Origin of the sequence: Nostoc sp. C057, assembly GCF_013393925.1 — a bacterium.
Classification (GTDB): Bacteria; Cyanobacteriota; Cyanobacteriia; order Cyanobacteriales; family Nostocaceae; genus Nostoc; species Nostoc muscorum_A.
The window spans coordinates 4565477-4581643 of record NZ_CP040281.1 but is presented as its reverse complement, the minus strand read 5'-3'; the positions used below and the strand labels follow the sequence as shown (position 1 = coordinate 4581643).

Annotated in this window: 19 protein-coding genes; 9 read left to right on the top strand and 10 right to left on the bottom strand. The window is 41.5% G+C overall.

The annotated features are described in order from the left end of the window. Positions 1–86: 86 nt before the first annotated feature. From FD724_RS19670 to FD724_RS19660, 3 genes are all read right to left on the bottom strand, one after another. Positions 87–656: a Rieske 2Fe-2S domain-containing protein gene (locus tag FD724_RS19670; protein ID WP_179073785.1), complete on the bottom strand. Its 570-nt coding sequence runs from the start codon at positions 654–656 to the stop codon at positions 87–89. Between the two features lie 67 nt (positions 657–723). Then, positions 724–1563 carry a metal ABC transporter permease gene (locus FD724_RS19665; protein ID WP_179073784.1) on the bottom strand — a complete coding sequence of 280 codons (840 nt, stop codon included), beginning with the start codon at positions 1561–1563 and terminating at the stop codon, positions 724–726. Between the two features lie 59 nt (positions 1564–1622). Continuing rightward, a complete protein-coding gene (locus tag FD724_RS19660; RefSeq protein ID WP_179073783.1) occupies positions 1623–2405 on the bottom strand; it encodes a metal ABC transporter ATP-binding protein in 783 nt (260 codons plus the stop codon). A 149-nt stretch (positions 2406–2554) separates the two neighbouring features. Here FD724_RS19660 and FD724_RS19655 point away from each other — a divergent pair, with 149 nt between their 5' ends. The 7 genes from FD724_RS19655 (at position 2555) to FD724_RS19625 (ending at position 8148) form a co-directional block, all read left to right on the top strand. Next, positions 2555–3511 (top strand): metal ABC transporter substrate-binding protein, encoded by a 957-nt coding sequence (locus FD724_RS19655; protein ID WP_256874601.1) that lies wholly within the window; start codon positions 2555–2557, stop codon positions 3509–3511. Positions 3512–3639: 128 nt separating this feature from the next. Next, positions 3640–3975, top strand: a complete 336-nt coding sequence (locus FD724_RS19650) for a hypothetical protein (protein WP_179073781.1) — start codon at positions 3640–3642, stop codon at positions 3973–3975. Positions 3976–4096: 121 nt separating this feature from the next. Then, positions 4097–4834, top strand: coding sequence for a hypothetical protein (locus FD724_RS19645; protein ID WP_179073780.1), 738 nt, complete (start codon positions 4097–4099; stop codon positions 4832–4834). A 22-nt stretch (positions 4835–4856) separates the two neighbouring features. Beyond that, positions 4857–5525, top strand: a complete 669-nt coding sequence (locus FD724_RS19640) for a prolyl oligopeptidase family serine peptidase (protein ID WP_179073779.1) — start codon at positions 4857–4859, stop codon at positions 5523–5525. 383 nt (positions 5526–5908) lie between these two features. Then, positions 5909–6211 carry a hypothetical protein gene (locus tag FD724_RS19635; protein ID WP_179073778.1) on the top strand — a complete coding sequence of 101 codons (303 nt, stop codon included), beginning with the start codon at positions 5909–5911 and terminating at the stop codon, positions 6209–6211. Between the two features lie 135 nt (positions 6212–6346). Continuing rightward, a complete protein-coding gene (locus tag FD724_RS19630) occupies positions 6347–7693 on the top strand; it encodes a GTP-binding protein (RefSeq protein WP_179075563.1) in 1347 nt (448 codons plus the stop codon). 194 nt (positions 7694–7887) lie between these two features. After that, the gene (locus FD724_RS19625; protein WP_179073777.1) at positions 7888–8148 is read left to right on the top strand and encodes a Calvin cycle protein CP12; all 261 of its coding nucleotides are present in this window, start codon (positions 7888–7890) and stop codon (positions 8146–8148) included. Here FD724_RS19625 and FD724_RS19620 read toward each other — a convergent pair. The 4 genes from FD724_RS19620 to purE all read right to left on the bottom strand — a co-directional run bounded on the left by FD724_RS19620 (position 8145) and on the right by purE (position 11347). Beyond that, the gene (locus FD724_RS19620; protein ID WP_179073776.1) at positions 8145–8963 is read right to left on the bottom strand and encodes a TlyA family RNA methyltransferase; all 819 of its coding nucleotides are present in this window, start codon (positions 8961–8963) and stop codon (positions 8145–8147) included. The genes FD724_RS19625 and FD724_RS19620 overlap by 4 nt on opposite strands. Positions 8964–9518: 555 nt before the next feature. After that, complete coding sequence (locus FD724_RS19615; RefSeq protein WP_179073775.1) at positions 9519–10295, bottom strand: class II glutamine amidotransferase; 777 nt, start codon at positions 10293–10295, stop codon at positions 9519–9521. A gap of 161 nt (positions 10296–10456) precedes the next feature. After that, positions 10457–10756 carry a putative quinol monooxygenase gene (locus FD724_RS19610; RefSeq protein ID WP_114083049.1) on the bottom strand — a complete coding sequence of 100 codons (300 nt, stop codon included), beginning with the start codon at positions 10754–10756 and terminating at the stop codon, positions 10457–10459. A gap of 72 nt (positions 10757–10828) precedes the next feature. After that, on the bottom strand, positions 10829–11347 hold the full coding sequence (purE, locus tag FD724_RS19605; protein WP_179073774.1) for a 5-(carboxyamino)imidazole ribonucleotide mutase: 519 nt from the start codon (positions 11345–11347) through the stop codon (positions 10829–10831). A gap of 137 nt (positions 11348–11484) precedes the next feature. Here purE and nagA point away from each other — a divergent pair, with 137 nt between their 5' ends. After that, entirely contained in the window at positions 11485–12705 is a 1221-nt protein-coding gene (nagA, locus tag FD724_RS19600; RefSeq protein ID WP_179073773.1) for an N-acetylglucosamine-6-phosphate deacetylase, read from the top strand. 89 nt (positions 12706–12794) lie between these two features. Here nagA and FD724_RS19595 read toward each other — a convergent pair whose 3' ends face one another. From FD724_RS19595 to FD724_RS19585, 3 genes are all read right to left on the bottom strand, one after another. Beyond that, a complete protein-coding gene (locus FD724_RS19595) occupies positions 12795–13919 on the bottom strand; it encodes a site-2 protease family protein (RefSeq protein ID WP_179075562.1) in 1125 nt (374 codons plus the stop codon). Between the two features lie 155 nt (positions 13920–14074). Next, positions 14075–14908 (bottom strand): sulfurtransferase, encoded by an 834-nt coding sequence (locus tag FD724_RS19590; protein ID WP_179073772.1) that lies wholly within the window; start codon positions 14906–14908, stop codon positions 14075–14077. A gap of 36 nt (positions 14909–14944) precedes the next feature. Further along, complete coding sequence (locus FD724_RS19585; RefSeq protein ID WP_179073771.1) at positions 14945–15364, bottom strand: DUF6220 domain-containing protein; 420 nt, start codon at positions 15362–15364, stop codon at positions 14945–14947. Positions 15365–15477: 113 nt separating this feature from the next. Here FD724_RS19585 and FD724_RS19580 point away from each other — a divergent pair, with 113 nt between their 5' ends. After that, the gene (locus tag FD724_RS19580) at positions 15478–16143 is read left to right on the top strand and encodes a LuxR C-terminal-related transcriptional regulator (RefSeq protein WP_179073770.1); all 666 of its coding nucleotides are present in this window, start codon (positions 15478–15480) and stop codon (positions 16141–16143) included. Positions 16144–16167 lie beyond the last annotated feature (24 nt).

Sequence of the window (16167 nt, the reverse complement as noted above, 5' to 3'; positions counted from 1 at the left end):
TGCAGTAATTTTTGTTAGTCTTTTAGAATTTCTAACTTGCTCAAAAAGTATGGTGGCATTGTCTAATCTAATTTGATATTGGTAGCTTAACGAGGATCTACGGCAGGTTTATGATCAACTAAACGAACTTGGTTTTGCTTGACTACTACAGTGATTAGTGGTAAAGAACGCTTTGCTGGGCCATGAACGACTCGACCCTGAGAATCATATTGAGATCCATGACAAGGACAAATAAAATGATTCTTCTCAAGATCCCACTCAACTGTACATCCTAAATGGGTACAAGTTGGATTGATAGCGTACTCAGCAATCTTTGGCCCGTCTTGAATGATGAGATAATCAACGCTATTGTCTGGCAAGCCTTTGACGAGAACTGGAATTCCAGACTTTGCAGTTGTCAATAGTGCATTAGTCTCAATTTGCTTGCCGTCTTTGTCTAGTGCCACTGATCCGGGAAGATAATTTTCACAGCGCGAATTCTTTGGATAAAGGGAACAAAGGGTTTCTAGGCTGATCTCACGACTTTGGCTGACTTTGGGAAATAGATATGCGATCGCTACTGATGCAACTGTACCACCTAGCGTATAAGTTAAAAAATCCCGGCGCGTTTTTATCCTAGCTGGAATTTTGCCGTTAGTAGAATAATTATCTTTCATGACCCGATATACCAAGAAAGGTCTACTAATATAGTACGGCGCGATCGCAGAAAATTATTCCTTGCCTTTAAGTTGTTTTACTCGTAAAAATACCGTATTTAGGACTAAATAGTAATGCCAGCAAAAATAACCCCGATACGACTAAAACGATCGCAGGACCAGAGGGCAAGTTATAAAAGTAGCTGAGATACATCCCACTAATACTGGAAATTACGCCAATTACCGCACCCAAAATCATGACTTGGTTGAGACGCTTAACTAATAAATAAGCGGTGGCTCCTGGTGTAATTAAAAGCGATAATACTAAAATCACACCCACAGCTTTCATGCTGGCGACAATTGTCAAAGCTATTAGTACCATCAATCCAAAGTTTAGCCGATTAACCGGCAAACCCGCAGCTTGAGCGCCTAAAGGATCAAATGTGTAAAATAAAAGCTCTTTATATAATAAAACAACAACTATTAAAACAATAGTGGCAATGATCGCAGTGTCTCGCACTTCATCAATGGTAACGCCAAGAATATTGCCAAAAAGGAAGTGATTTAAGTCGATTTTATTATTTTTTTGAATAACAGTAATTAGGGTGATACCAAGGGCAAAGAATGCTGAAAAAACTATACCCATTGCCGCATCTTCTTTGATTGGCGATCGCACTCTAATCCAGGCGATCGCCATTGTACTCAGAACACCCGCAATGAATGCGCCAACATATATATTTGCTCCCACCATAAAAGCGATCGCTAGTCCGGGTAAAACTGAGTGACTGATGGCATCACCCAACAAGGCTAGGCGCTGTACCATTAGGTAGCTGCCTACAACTGCACACAACATCCCAACTAAAATAGCAATCACGAGCGATCGCTGCATAAAGCCGTATTGCAATGGCTCAATTAATGCTTGTAACATATTTTGTCATTTGTCATTGGTCATTTGTCATTAACTAATCCCCTATACCCAATGACATTTTAGGCAGCATCAGAAAAGTACATTACTTTACCGCTATAAGCACGATGCAGATTTTCTTCGGTAAGTACTTGTTGCCGTGAACCTGTGGCGATTACTTCACGGTTTAGTAATATTAAATCATCAAAGTGAGTGATTGATTCCCCTAAGTCGTGGTTGACTACTAGCACGATTTTGTTTTCGGCAGCAAGTTCATGGAAGACTTCAAAAATCACCGACTGGGTTTTTTGATCGATGCCTACTAGAGGTTCATCAAAGCAGAAAATTTCTGCTTGCTGTGTTAAAGCACGGGCTAAAAATACCCGTTGTTGTTGTCCTCCTGATAATTGTCCAATGGGGCGATCGCAATATTCGCTCATTCCAACTCTTTCTATGGCGTTTTTTGCTACTTGGCGACTAACTGCTGAGAAGCTACGCAACCAGCCTGTTTTCTTTACCCGTCCCATCATGACTACATCCCAGACTGTTGCGGGATAAGTCCAATCAATTTGGCTACGTTGTGGTACGTAGGCAACTTTCTCTAATTGTTGCATCAAGGGTTTGCCTTGGCATAGCACCGTACCACTACTGACAGGAACCAAGCCTAACATTGCTTTCATCAACGTACTTTTGCCAGCACCGTTGGGGCCAAAAATACCGGTCAGTTTTCCTGGTTTGACGATACAGCTAACGTCTTTTAAGGCTTCTTGTGTCCGGTAGTATACGCCTAAATGGGCAATACTAATTGCTGCTGTGGAACTCATATCGAATTTGATAGTTTTTGCAGGAAAAGAGACATTTTTCATATTCGGGTTTCAATATTTATTTCTTGAGCTTACTATAAAAATGAGAGAAATATGAAAAAATCTATAATTAGATGTAATATCCAAGATAAATGAAACTAATACCAGAGATAGACGACAGTAATCCTTACGGCAAGGGAATAATCGGCAGGATGAAGGGAAAAATTCTTTTCCGGCTTTGTTTGGGAATGCTTTTGCCTTTGGCTTTATTAAGTTGTACACAGAAAGAATCTAACCTCAACACTGCCAAGGGAGATAAGCCGCGAGTGGTTGCAACTAGCACTGTTATTGCTAATTTGGCACAAGAGGTTGCAGGAGACGAAATTCAACTAAGTGGAATCCTCAAACCGGGTACTGATCCTCATGTTTACGAACCAGTACCAGCAGACAGCAGGGTTTTGGAAGAAGCTAACTTGATTTTGTATAACGGCTACAATCTGGAACCGGGACTGATTAAATTAATGAATGCTTCTGGTGGTAAGGCGCGGAAGATCCCAGTGGGGGAAGCTGTCAAATCCTTGCAGCTTGATAAAGGCAAAGGCGAAATAGTGCCAGATCCCCACGTTTGGGGTAGTGCAGAAAATGCGATCGCAATGACGAATGCAATACGAGATGCGTTGATTGAGTTATCACCTGAAGATAAAGACAAATTTACTCAAAAGGCATCGCAACTTACTAATGAATTAAAACAGTTGCATAGCTGGATTAATCAACAAATTCAAACTATCCCCGCAGATAAGCGCAAACTGGTGACAACCCATGATGCCTTCCAATATTATGGACGTGCTTATGGGATTGCGATCGCAGGTACTTTAATTGGCATTAGTACCGAAGAACAACCAAGCGCTCAAACAGTCCAGAGATTAGTTGAGTCTATTAAAAAGATCGGCGTTCCCGCAATTTTTTCTGAAACTACAATTAACCCAGCTTTAATTAAAACTGTTGCTCAAGAAGCAGGAGTGAAATTAGCACCAAATCAACTTTACTCTGATTCAATTGGTGCAAAAGGAAGTAATGGAGATTCTTACATCAAAATGATGGAGGCGAATACCCGTAGCATTGTAGAAGCATTGGGGGGAAAATACACGCCATTTCAACTAAAGAAGTAAATTTATCCGAGTAAATATCTAACCTAAGACGTGTTCTTTTCAAAGTCTCTCCAGAGAAAGAACTTTTTGTATCTTTGATTTTTTAGAGTGTTATTAGCAAAGCTAGATTTTTTAATACCTGAAAAGCCATGACTGATAAAACTCAAGAAAATCAAATTAATCAACCAGTAAGTGAAGATACACATTTACGCGAAGAACCAAATGTCAAGGAAAGAAACTTAACAGCGAATCCTGGAGATAGAATTTCTGATAAGTCTGAATCTATTGAAGAAAAGGCTCAACAGGTAGCTGTGGATGATGTACCAGACATTACAGGCGACAAAATCACAGTCCCGACTTACTTCGTTGTGGATGAACCCGACGGCGAAAAGAAAGCGCTCCACCACGTTAAAGATGCTGAAGAGATTTCCGATGTAATCCGGCAAGCACGAGTTGACGAAAATGGAAATCGAGTTTGGTGGTAGTCATTCATTAAAGAGACGCGGGGACACGGAGAGTTCTTTCTTTGCGTCCCCGTATCTGTTTTCTTGGATCAAGTTAGTTTATATAATTACACATCTGGAACTTTTCCCAGGATGAACGATAATGCTAGATGTCACAAGTACCAAAGAATTGACATATTGGACTACACCAGAAATTAAAAATCAAATTTTAGAACTTGTTAAAGATCGCAATCTAGAGCCATTAAAAGCCAAAGTAGATTTTTATAAAAATGAATTAGCACCATACTTTGCAGAATTGAGCCGACGTAATCCTTTTGGGAAGGTTGCAGATCAAGTAGCGATCGTGACGGGAGTATGGGTCCCAATATGGTCTACTATACCTTTTCAAGATATTTTACCTGGTAGGATACACGAGCAGTCTTATCAAATTTTTCATACTGATGGTTACTATGCAAATATTGCCCGTTATGCACCAGGACATCAGTCTGGTTTTTGGCAAAAAATTGCATCAAAACTACCAGCTTATGACTTAATGTTGTTGCAAAAATATTCAGTTATAGATGAAAAGTGGGATATTAAAAATGTTGGGATATTCCAAGCATTGAAAAATAGAGAAATCCCGTTGACAATTGATGATGCAGATGAGTGGTTTACGACAATAGTCGAATCTAAATTTCAGGAAGCAGCACCAAATATAGATTTACAGCAAGAACTTATAGTAAAAGATATCGACAGAAATACTGTCAAAAAATTTAAAAAAGTTTACCTAGCTACTTCTTTTTTAGAGCATCTATATATAGATAATGATTTTCGGTTAGTTAAGAGTCAACGAGAAGCAACACAACGACCAAGTTATACAATAGCTATTCGTAGACGTTAAACTAACAAAATTTTTTAATTTTATGCAGCCACTACAACAACAAATTACTTCTACCGACAGTTATAACTACCTGCTATTCTTGCCCAGTGGACTGCACCCAGACGGAAGTCGCAACGAAACACAAGAGCCACTTTTACCAACAATCTTATGTTTACACGGTTCGGGTGAGCGAGGCTCTTACTTAAATCATGTGAAAAAGCACGGTGTCGCCAAGGTTGTAGAACAACAGCCAGATTTTCCTTTCATTGTCATTTCTCCCCAATGTCCGCGTGGTGAATATTGGAATATAGAGCGATTAAGCACCCTTCTGGATGAGGTTATTGCATCCTATCCTGTTGATCCAGATCGGGTTTACCTAACCGGTTTAAGCATGGGTGGTTACGGAACCTGGCATTTAGCAGCAGCGCAGCCAGAACGATTTGCTGCGATCGCGCCTATCTGTGGCGGTGGTAATCCAGCCCAAGCACATAAGCTGAAAAGCCTTCCTGTGTGGGCATTTCACGGAGCAAAAGATAATGTCGTTCCCCCAAGGGAGTCCGAAATTATGGTTTCTGCACTCAAAGCCCACGATGGGAATGTGAAATTTACAGTTTATCCAGAAGCCGATCACGACTCATGGACGCAGACATACAATAATCCAGAGTTGTATGAGTGGTTTTTGCAGCATCGGAGACAGCCGACTGTAGATTAAAGATATTTTTTTCTGCATTTTAATACATCTCTAAATGATAGCTATTTTCAGGTAAATAGGCCACGCGGTAGGGGCGCAAGACCTTGCGCCCCTACTAAAATTTACGCAAGAGCGATTGCCCTAACTTCAACATATTTTCATCAAAAATATTTTTTAGCGCCCAAACATTAAAACTTCTAACAAGTCGTCACTTGCACCTTTGACATCAGAGTATATAACTTCAATAATGTTCTTACGTAAAAATCCGTAGTCATATAGGATTCTTATTTGATTTTTGCTAAATATATTGAGAACTAAAACCCAATCTGGCTAGCTCTCAGTCAGCTTTGCTTTGACAAATCAAATGAGATTGCTATATAAACCGGCATTAATAGGGTTGCATTATGCTTTTTTCGAATTCAAAAACTACCTTAAAAACTCGCCAAAATAATAAAATAGGCAGAGTTTTTTGGACTCCTACTAACGTTCTGATACTCACTGGATATTTAATAATTTTACCAATTTGTACATTGACAACTTTATCCTTATTATTGCCCTTATTCACTGCTAGTTTATTCGCTTCCATTGGAACCTCGCACTACTCTACATCGATTCCTTGGATAGATGATGCCTCTGAATGTGAATATACTGGGAGAAGCTGGCGCGATCGCAAGTGTTGGGATAATCAACACGATCCCATGTTCTAAATGAACATTGCACAAAGAGGTGTGTAAATAATTAGAACAATTGCGTAATTTGGCAAAACAGGCTATCAGTCTTGAAATTAGATCAAAATGGATATGTAGCCTGTTGTTTGTCAAATCTTGAATCAACCTAACTTTGTGCGAAATCTGCAAGAAACTCATTTAAATCGTGCCCGCGCTAGTCTCAGACAAGCACTGTCTTGGTATGGATATCTCCGCAAATCAGGACAGTTGTCATCTAACCCGGAATTGGCAGGTTTGTTAAAACCGGAATTGGAAGCTTTGAACTCTACACTCAACAAGCTGGACTCTAACGTGATTAGAATTGCCGCTTTTGGTTTGGTGAGTCGTGGTAAGTCAGCAGTTTTAAATGCTTTACTGGGAGACAAAATTTTGCAAACTGGGCCCCTAAACGGTGTCACTCAATGGCCCCGTTCGGTGCGTTGGCAGCCAGGAGGTAAGGTATTAGTAGAGTTAATTGATACCCCAGGATTAGATGAAATTGAGGGTGAGTCACGGGCGGATATGGCACGAGAAGTTGTGCATCAGGCGGATTTGATTTTGTTTGTCGTGTCTGGTGATATCACGCGCACTGAGTATGAGGCATTGCTAGAATTGCGGCGATCGCAAAAACCCCTAATTTTAGTATTTAACAAAATCGACCTTTACCCAGATACAGACCGGGGAGCGATTTACCAAAATTTGCAACAACTAGGGGCTGGGCATCCTGAAGCAAAGCCTTTACTACCTGATGAAATTGTCATGGTGGCGGCGGAACCAGCAGCAATGGAAGTGCGGGTTGAATGGCCTGATGGGCGTGTCAGTTATGAATGGGAGACACCACCACCGCAAGTAGACGAACTCAAAGAAACAATTCTGAACATTCTGAATCGGGAAGGGCGATCGCTTCTGGCATTAAATGCCCTCATCCAAGCACGGGATGCAGAAGCCGCGATCGCTCAAAAAACCATCGACTTACGCGAACAAGAAGCTGAAAATATCATTTGGCAATTTACCAAATACAAAGCTTTGGCAGTAATGCTCAATCCCATTGCTTTCTTAGATATCCTGGGCGGAACTGTTGCCGATTTAGCTTTAATTCGCGCTCTAGCTAGATTATATGGTTTGCCGATGACTAGCTATGAAGCCGGAAAAATTTTAAAAACGATTTTATTTAGTTCTGGTGGCTTGCTACTGGGGGAACTAGGTAGTAGTTTTATTTTGGGCTTAGGTAAAACTACTGCTGCAATAACCAGTCCTGACAATCCCAGCAATATTAGTGCTTTTGCTGGCAGTGCGATCGCTCAAGCTGGTATTGCTGGTTATGGTGCATACTCCGTTGGTAAAGCTGCTCAGGTGTATCTCGAAAAAGGCTGCACTTGGGGACAGTTGGGTGCTAGCAGCGTAATTCAAGAAATTCTCTCTCAAGTCGATCAAAATACAATTCTGTATCGTTTGCGACAAGAGTTAGGCATAAAATATTGAGAATAATTAAATTTTGTTAAGCATTTGTTACTGTTTACAAGTGTTTATGAACTTCTATCAAGCTCTTCTGACAATTGACTGACATTTCGAATTTGGTATGCAAGATTGAGGAAACAGGTTACAGGGAGAAGGTTATAGAAAAAACTATCCTCATCCCCTAATATCTATCTGCGTAAATTAAAGGTGAAAGGATCATGACAACTACCCTAAATTCATTTGAAACTGCTGGTGCAGGAAATCTTGAAGAAGCGATTACTGAAGCCATTACTGAAGCTCGTACAACTTGTGAGCTAAATGGCAGCGATTCTGCGGGTTGTGCCGTAGCCTGGGACATTGTGGAAGAATTGCAAGCTGAGAAAGCGGATCAGCAGCAAGCAAAAGCCAAGAAAAACTCTTTAGAAAACTATTGCGATCGCCATCCTGCTTCCGTAGAGTGTCTAATCTACGACGTTTAACTTTTCCGTAAATCAGTTGTTGCTGATTGCGTTAATTGCTTAATTGCCTCTAAATCAGGTGATGGTATTTCACTTTCCATTCCCAACCACAAAAGATATTCAATATTCCCAGCCGGGCCAGTGATCGGCGACCAAGTTAAGCCTTTGTATTTCCATCCTAATCCGTGGGCTGCTTGCAACACCTGGAAAATAGCATCAGCTTGGTCGTTTGGATCTCGCACAACACCTTTTTTACCCACACGGGATCTGCCAACTTCAAACTGTGGCTTGACTAACAACACAGCTTCTCGGTTAGCTTGAGTTAGTTGCCACAAAGCAGGCAGAATCTTAGTTAAAGAAATAAACGATACATCAACCACCGCCAAATCAGGAATCGGATCGTTTTCCCTATATAACTCCTCTGGTCGTAGTTGCCGTAAATTGGTACGTTCTCGCAAAATCACCCGCGAATCATTTCGCAACCGCCAGTCAACTTGTCCGTAACCAACATCAATGCCGTAAACTTGTTTTGCTCCAGCTTGCAAGAGACAATCAGTAAAACCACCTGTAGAAATCCCACCATCTAAACAAATGCGATCTGTTACAGGGATGGCAAATACTGACAAAGCTTTGGAGAGTTTTTCACCGCCTCTAGAAACAAAAGGCGATCGCTCTTTAATATTTATTTGAGCCGAAATATCAACTTCAGTACCAGGCTTATCAACTAGCTGCTGATTAACAGTCACTTCCCCCGCCTGAATTAACCTTTGTGCCAAGGCGCGAGAAGAACATAAATTTAGCTCTACTAATAGTGTGTCGAGTCGCTGTTTAGCCAATTAACTAGACTCTCCTGGTGAGATTAAAACCAAAGCACTTGAAAATACAGCTAGAAACATCTTACTGCAAGGATTGGATACGGTAGTCAATACCAAAACCTTTACGACGCTTGAGCAGTTAACACTTTCAGCCTTACACCAATTTTTTATGAAGCTGCATAGAATTCGATCCCCCCTAGCCCCCCTTAAAAAGCAGGGTGGATTAATTGTCTAGAGAGAAAAATTAAAACCCTCATTCTTGCGTTCATAAATCCAGTTCCCCTGTTAGCAGGCTGACGAGGTTACGGGGATTACAAATTTTCTCTCCGCACAATTAATCCACCCTGCCTAGCCCCCCTTAAAAAGGGGGGGAACCGGAAAAACATCTATCAAAGTCCCCCTTTTTAAGGGGGATTTAGGGGGATCAAGATATATGCAACTTCACATTAAATTGGTATTAGAGAGACTGATCCCGCATCCCGTATATTACTATGAAAAACAAAACCCATCTAGAAACTATCTAAATGGGAAAATTTTTGGTGAATTTTTGAATTCGCCAACAGGACGCATTTTTAGCTAAATACATATTTTCAGTGGTAGCCCATCCTGAAAAACTAGTAATTCTCCCGGTTGAATTTTTGTCCAAACTTCGTTGTCAGTCAGGGGAGTAGTTGCAATGACGGCAACGCGATCGCGTTCGGTAGTCACTTCCCGAAAATCTACAGTCATGTCTTGATCGATTAAATGGGCAGCTGCAAAGGGCGCTTGACGGACAATGTAGCTGAGGTTAGTTGAACAATGAGCAAAAAAGTGTTCTCCATCAGATAATAAGTAATTAAATATACCTCTTTCTGCAATTGCATCACTAATTTGTTTGAGTACAGGGTACAGTTTCTTGATGTCAGGTTTACCATCAGGAAAGCGCGATCGCAATGTTTCTAGCATCATACAGAATGCTTTTTCACTATCTGTATCACCTACGGCTTGATAAAATCCCAAATTTTCTGGATCAAAATCTGGCAAATTACCATTGTGGGCAAACACCCAATATTGACCCCACAATTCTCTGCGGAAAGGATGGCAGTTGTGTAAGGCAACTTCACCCTGGGTAGCTTTACGGATATGGGCGATGACATGGGTTGAGTGGATAGGATAACTCCGCACAAACTCTGCGACAGGAGAAGCAACAGAAGGTTGGGCATCTAAAAACATCCGACATCCCTTCCCTTCAAAGAAAGCAATGCCCCAACCATCGCTATGATCATCCGTTTTTCCTCCCCGTGCAGAAAACCCTTCAAAAGAAAAGCAAATATCCGTTGGAACATTGCAATTCATTCCGAGCAATTGACACATGGATGTTGTCGCTCTCAATTTTTGACTACGGCCTCAGGATCAAGATACTTCAGAATGCTGACTTGATTCTGGAGCGATCGCTTCCATCTTAGAATTGAAAGCTGAGATATTCCAAATGATCCCTAAAAATAAAGAATTTGCTTTAAGTGAGCAATATGACATTATGCCAAAAGATGGTATTTGCGGATATCTGGTGCGGCAGCCACTAAAGCTTCTAGTTTGGCTGCTCCCACTTGGAAATGGGGCGAATCTAGATGAGCATTTAGGGCTTCATGAGAAGTCCACTCTTCTACAACAGTAAAGTCTGTTGGGTCGTATTGGTTTTGCAAAAGTTCATACTTTATCGCACCTGCTTCCTGACGGGTTGGCTCAATGAGTTCCAACAGTACAGCTTTTACATCTTCTACTTTGTTAGGCAAAGCAATAATATGGGCAACAACACGAATAGTTTGGTTAGTCATTTGTCATTTGTTATTGGGCATGGGGGAAAGACTTGTCGCTATCCTGCTCCACCACTCTGCTATTAAGATTTATTAAAACATCTGCTTTAAATATTGCTCGTAGCCTAGTTGTTCTAGTTTTGATTGCTTTGCAATTACTGATTCACAGAGGGTTTGGCGATATTGTTGCACTTTTTCTAGCAATTCTGGTTGTTGAGTTGCCAGTATTTGTACTGCTAAAAGTCCGGCATTTTTGGCATTACCGATCGCCACTGTTGCTACAGGAATACCCGCAGGCATTTGTAAAATAGAATACAAAGAATCTACACCTTGTAAGTTCCTGGTGACTACAGGAACACCAATAACAGGAAGTGGTGTTAAAGACGCTACCATTCCAGGCAGATGGGCAGCACCACCGGCACCGGCAATAATCACCTTAATACCGCGTTGGTGTGCGAGTTGAGCGTATTGTACCATCCGTTCTGGGGTACGGTGAGCAGAAACGATCGCGACTTCGCTCTCAACGCCAAATTCTTCACAAACTGCGATCGCGTCTTTCATGGTGGGCAAATCAGAATCGCTGCCCATGATAATACCAACTAGAGGAGTCATAATAATTCAAAATTCAAAATTTAAAATTCAAAATTATTTGAGCTAGCTTATGAAAGCTAGGTTATGCCGATTTATCATCTCATTGATTGATGTTGGTTGCATCTAAAATCAGATTTATCTTTCTTCTTGCCAGTGTGATGACCCAAGCAACACAAAATCCTGTAGATATTATCAATGCTAGAGTGCCTGGTTACAAAGATTTGCAAATGCTCTTGGTTGATGAAAAGGGCATAATTGAGCAAATCTTGCCAATGGGTACAGTAGAAGCACGCAGCCGTGCATCTCTAATAAACGTTGCTGGCGACTGGATTTCATTGGGTGGCGTTGATTTGCAAATTAACGGTGCTTTGGGATTGGCATTTCCTGATTTAACGGCTGAAAATGGTCAAAAGCTCCAGGAAATCTCACTATTTTTATGGGATGTTGGGGTAGATGGATTTTTACCGACACTTGTGACAACTTCAGTAGAAAACATTCAGCGATCGCTTGCTATTATTGCTGAAGTTCTCCCCAATCAGCCAGCAGGTGCAAAGATTCTGGGAGTACATCTAGAAGGGCCATTTTTGAATTTTCAAAAGCGCGGCGCACACCCAGCAGAGTACCTGTTACCTCTAACAATGGATCAGGTAAAGCGCATTTTGGGTGATTATGCCCATGTCGTGAAAGTCATCACCTTAGCACCGGAGTTAGATTTCACTGGCGAAGTAATTCCATATTTGCGTTCTCTGGGGATTACTGTCAGTTTAGGGCATTCTCAGGCTACATCTGCTCAAGCACAATGTGCCTTTGAACAAGGTGCAACGATGGTAACTCATGCTTTCAATGCCATGCCAGCATTACATCACCGAGAACCAGGATTATTAGGGGCAGCAATTACCCATCCTGATGTGATGTGTGGTTTTATTGCTGATGGTGAACACGTTTCACCCATGATGCTACAAATTTTGCTTCGCGCTAGCTATCAAGAACAAGGATTGTTCCTCGTCAGCGATGCCCTTTCTCCTTTTGGGCTACCCGATGGCGTATATCCTTGGGACAGCCGACAAATTGAAGTTAAAAACGGTACGGCACGATTGGCCGATGGCACTTTGTCAGGGACGACTTTACCCTTATTGGTGGGAGTGCAAAATTTGGTGAAGTGGGGAATTTGTGACGTAGAAAGTGCGATCGCTTTAGCTACTAATGCACCTAGAAAAGCGATTGGTTTACCAGGGATTGTTAAGAGTCAATCCGCTAATTTATTACGCTGGCATTGGGATGAGACTACAAAAGAATTAACTTGGCGACGTGCCATCACCACAGAAATGCTCAAGAAGCCAGAAGATGGGAATTTATCTGTTGTTGTCAACTCCATATAATTCCCAAATAGCGAAAAAGGGAAAGGTTTTATTATCCTTTTCCCTTTAATCTGAGTGGAGTCTAAGCTTTAATTACGAATTAGTAATTATTACGCAGGGTTTGGTTGAGTTCGGCTTTGAAGTAGCTGGATAATTGCAGCTTTTTCCAAAATTCCAACTAGAACGCCGTTCTCACGAATTACGGGAAGCACAGATAGCTTTTGTTCTTCGAGTAACTGTATGACTTCTAGCAGAGGTTGATCTGATTGGACTGTGGTAGATTCGGTAATTGGTCGCATGACTTCTTTTACTTGAGTTTCTGACCACAATGCTGTTGGTACATTTCGTAAATTATCAACTGCGATCGCACCTACTAATTGTCCATCATCATCAGTCACTAAGAACCGATGCCAGTTTTGCCCACTGATGACTCGCTCATCGGCAAACTCTCTCAGACTAAGATTACCAGATACAATCGGGCTGTCATGAGTTACAGCATCTTCAGCAGTCAAACCTGTGAGCTTTTCTTGAACTCTGGCAAATTGAGCCGAATTACCAGCATTTTGTAACAAGAAGAAGCCAACTAACAAATTCCAGAAGTTACCAGCGCTGCCAAATAATATTAGGGGAAGTACACCTGAAAGAATTGCTACCCAACCAAAGATTTGTCCAACTCGACTAGCAAAGGTTACGCCTTTATAAGGATTACCTGTAACTTTCCAAACGATAGCTTTCAGTATATTTCCACCATCTAATGGCAAGCCAGGAATCAGGTTAAATAGGGCTAATGCCAAGTTAACAGAAGCTAGAACACCAAGAATTGCTGCTAACGGGCCTGATGCAGTAGTAGTAATACCAATTACTGTAACGATACCGCATAGTAGAAAACTAACTAAAGGCCCTGCGATCGCTACCCAGAAAGCTTCACCTGGGGTTTTTGACTCTTTTTCTAAGCTAGCTAAACCGCCAAATATAAACAGTGTGATGGATTTGACATCAATTCCCTGACGAATCGCAACAAAACTGTGGCCTAATTCATGGGCGACGACAGAGGCAAATAACATTAGCGCTGTCATCAATCCCAGTAGTAAAGCAAATCCCGCAGATAATTGGGGAAATTGTGCCGCCAGTCCACTGCTATAGCTCCAAGTTACTAAACCCAGAACTAAAAACCATGACGGATGGATATAGAAGGGAATTCCGAAGAGATTACCAACGCGAATTGTGCCATTCATGTCGTTCACCTTTGATTTCAGCTTCGAGAGGTTTGTTTTCGTCCTTCTCGATATCTTGATTGTAACGAAAGGTTAAGAGATTTTAATCTTGGTAATGGTAGTGGTGTCCGTCCGTAAAGGTGCGGTTATTGGCTATATTTGCGAATAATAGCTCACTATTTCTCTATAGCTACATTAGGTAGACGGCTCCACTCATTCCAAGAGCCATCGTAATTCCGAACATTCGGATAACCTAATAAATACTTCAAGACAAACCAGATATATCCAGAACGCGCACCGATAGTACAGTAGGGAAAAACTTCCTTATCAGCCGTAATGCCCTTACTGTGATAGAGATTTTTCAATTCCTTGAATGATTTAAAAGTGCCATCCTCATTGAGAGTTAAGGTATGCTCAAGATGCACTGCACCTGGAATATGACCAGTAAGTTGACCTGCTTTTGGTGGCTGATCGAAAAACCACTCACCACAGTATTCTTGAATTGTTCGGACATCCAACAACACGCAATCGCTTCTACCAATCGATGCCTGAACTTCATTATGTAATACTCGCAGATGAACATCAGTAGCTTTGGCACGGTAATCAGTGGCAGGAAACGTGGATAACTCAGTTGCTAGTGGACCATCTTCTGACTTCCATTTCTGGTAGCCACCATTGAGAACTTTTACATTTTCATGCCCAAAGACTTGCAAAAGCCAGAAAATCCAGGCTCCAGTTCCAGGATAACTGCCATAAGCAATCACTGTTGTGTTATTTGTGATGCCTGAACGTGCCATCAGCTTCTCAAAAGCGATCGCATCCAAATTCAGTTTCAAATCGGGCAATAGTAAGTCTGTAAAGATGTTCCAGAAGACAGCACCAGGTATGTGAGCATTTTTGTACGGCTTTGGACTGATATCCACTTCAATAATGCGAACATTTGGATCGTTGAGATGATTTTCCAGCCATTGGGTATCAACAAGAACGGATGGATAAGCATATTGAGACATTTTTATTTCTCCTGTAATAGCGTTAAAAGAATTGATTTAGCCTTGGCTGTGGTTGGGAAATACAATCTGCGATGTCCGATGAACTAGGGTTGTGGAAATAGAAAATAAAGAAAAGCCGATTAGTGGATGAAAGACAGCTAAAGGAAAAGAAGTCTTCAAGTGAATTGTGAGAAATTGCAGTCCCAGCAACACTGGGATACTTGCTGTAAGGTTCTGGACTCTTGGAGGAAAAGGCATCAAAAACACCCAAATCAACAAAATTAGTGAGAGTCCGCTATATCCTCGCACGAGCCAAATATGTAGTTTCCACCAATCAGAGTTGTAAAAGTAAGCCAGTCCAACACTGAATACCTGGGTTGCTAAACAGAGATTGAAAAACACTACTGCAATAAAAAAACTGATTTGAATCCAGCGCCCGGATATGTGTGTATCATCAATGCCAGAATTTAGAGTCATGCTTAAGTAATCCAAAAAAAGCAAAAAAGTGGAAAAACTTGATGTGACAAAGGCTAGGATAGGTCTGGTTGCCATACTGCGCCTAGACCTCGAAAGTGTACAATTTGCCAATCATGATTGCCTTACAAGCTCTATTTCATGAAATTGCTCAAGCTAAAGATGAAGAGGCGTTGCGATCGCACATCCGCGCAGAAATGAGTGAATATTTTTCAGCTACACGATGTGGGCTGTTTTTCTTTGCTCAAATTTCTCTACTTGACAGCAAGTTCCAAAAAGCACTGCAAATTGCATTATCACCCCAACACAATCCAGTTGCCCGCTACTTGCTAGAACACCATGCCCCTGTTCATGAAGGTTTAGTTGTAGAGCCTAAGACATGGAGGTTGATTTGTCCTCGTGCCGATCACTGGCACGTCATGGCAGGGCCAATTGTCAGCAATGGGCAGTTAGTAGGTGTGGTAGGTTTTACCCGTCAGCAAGGAATGCCTACATTCGACTCACAAAATCTCATAGATTTGAGTGCGCTTTGTCTGCACATTTCTACTTGGGTGGCAATAGCGCAATCCCAACATCCACTACTATTACAGACAGAGCGTTTAACGCCTCGTGAAAAGCAAATTGCCAACTTGGTGGCTCAAGGACAAACCAATGCAGAAATTAGTGCTGAACTTTGGATTACTGAAAACTCTGTCAAGCAAGCTTTAAAAAGGATGTTTCGCAAACTTGAGGTTTCATCTCGGACTCAGATGGTTGCAAAGCTTTCCACAATTTCAAAATAGGTATTGCTGATTGAACCTCACGCG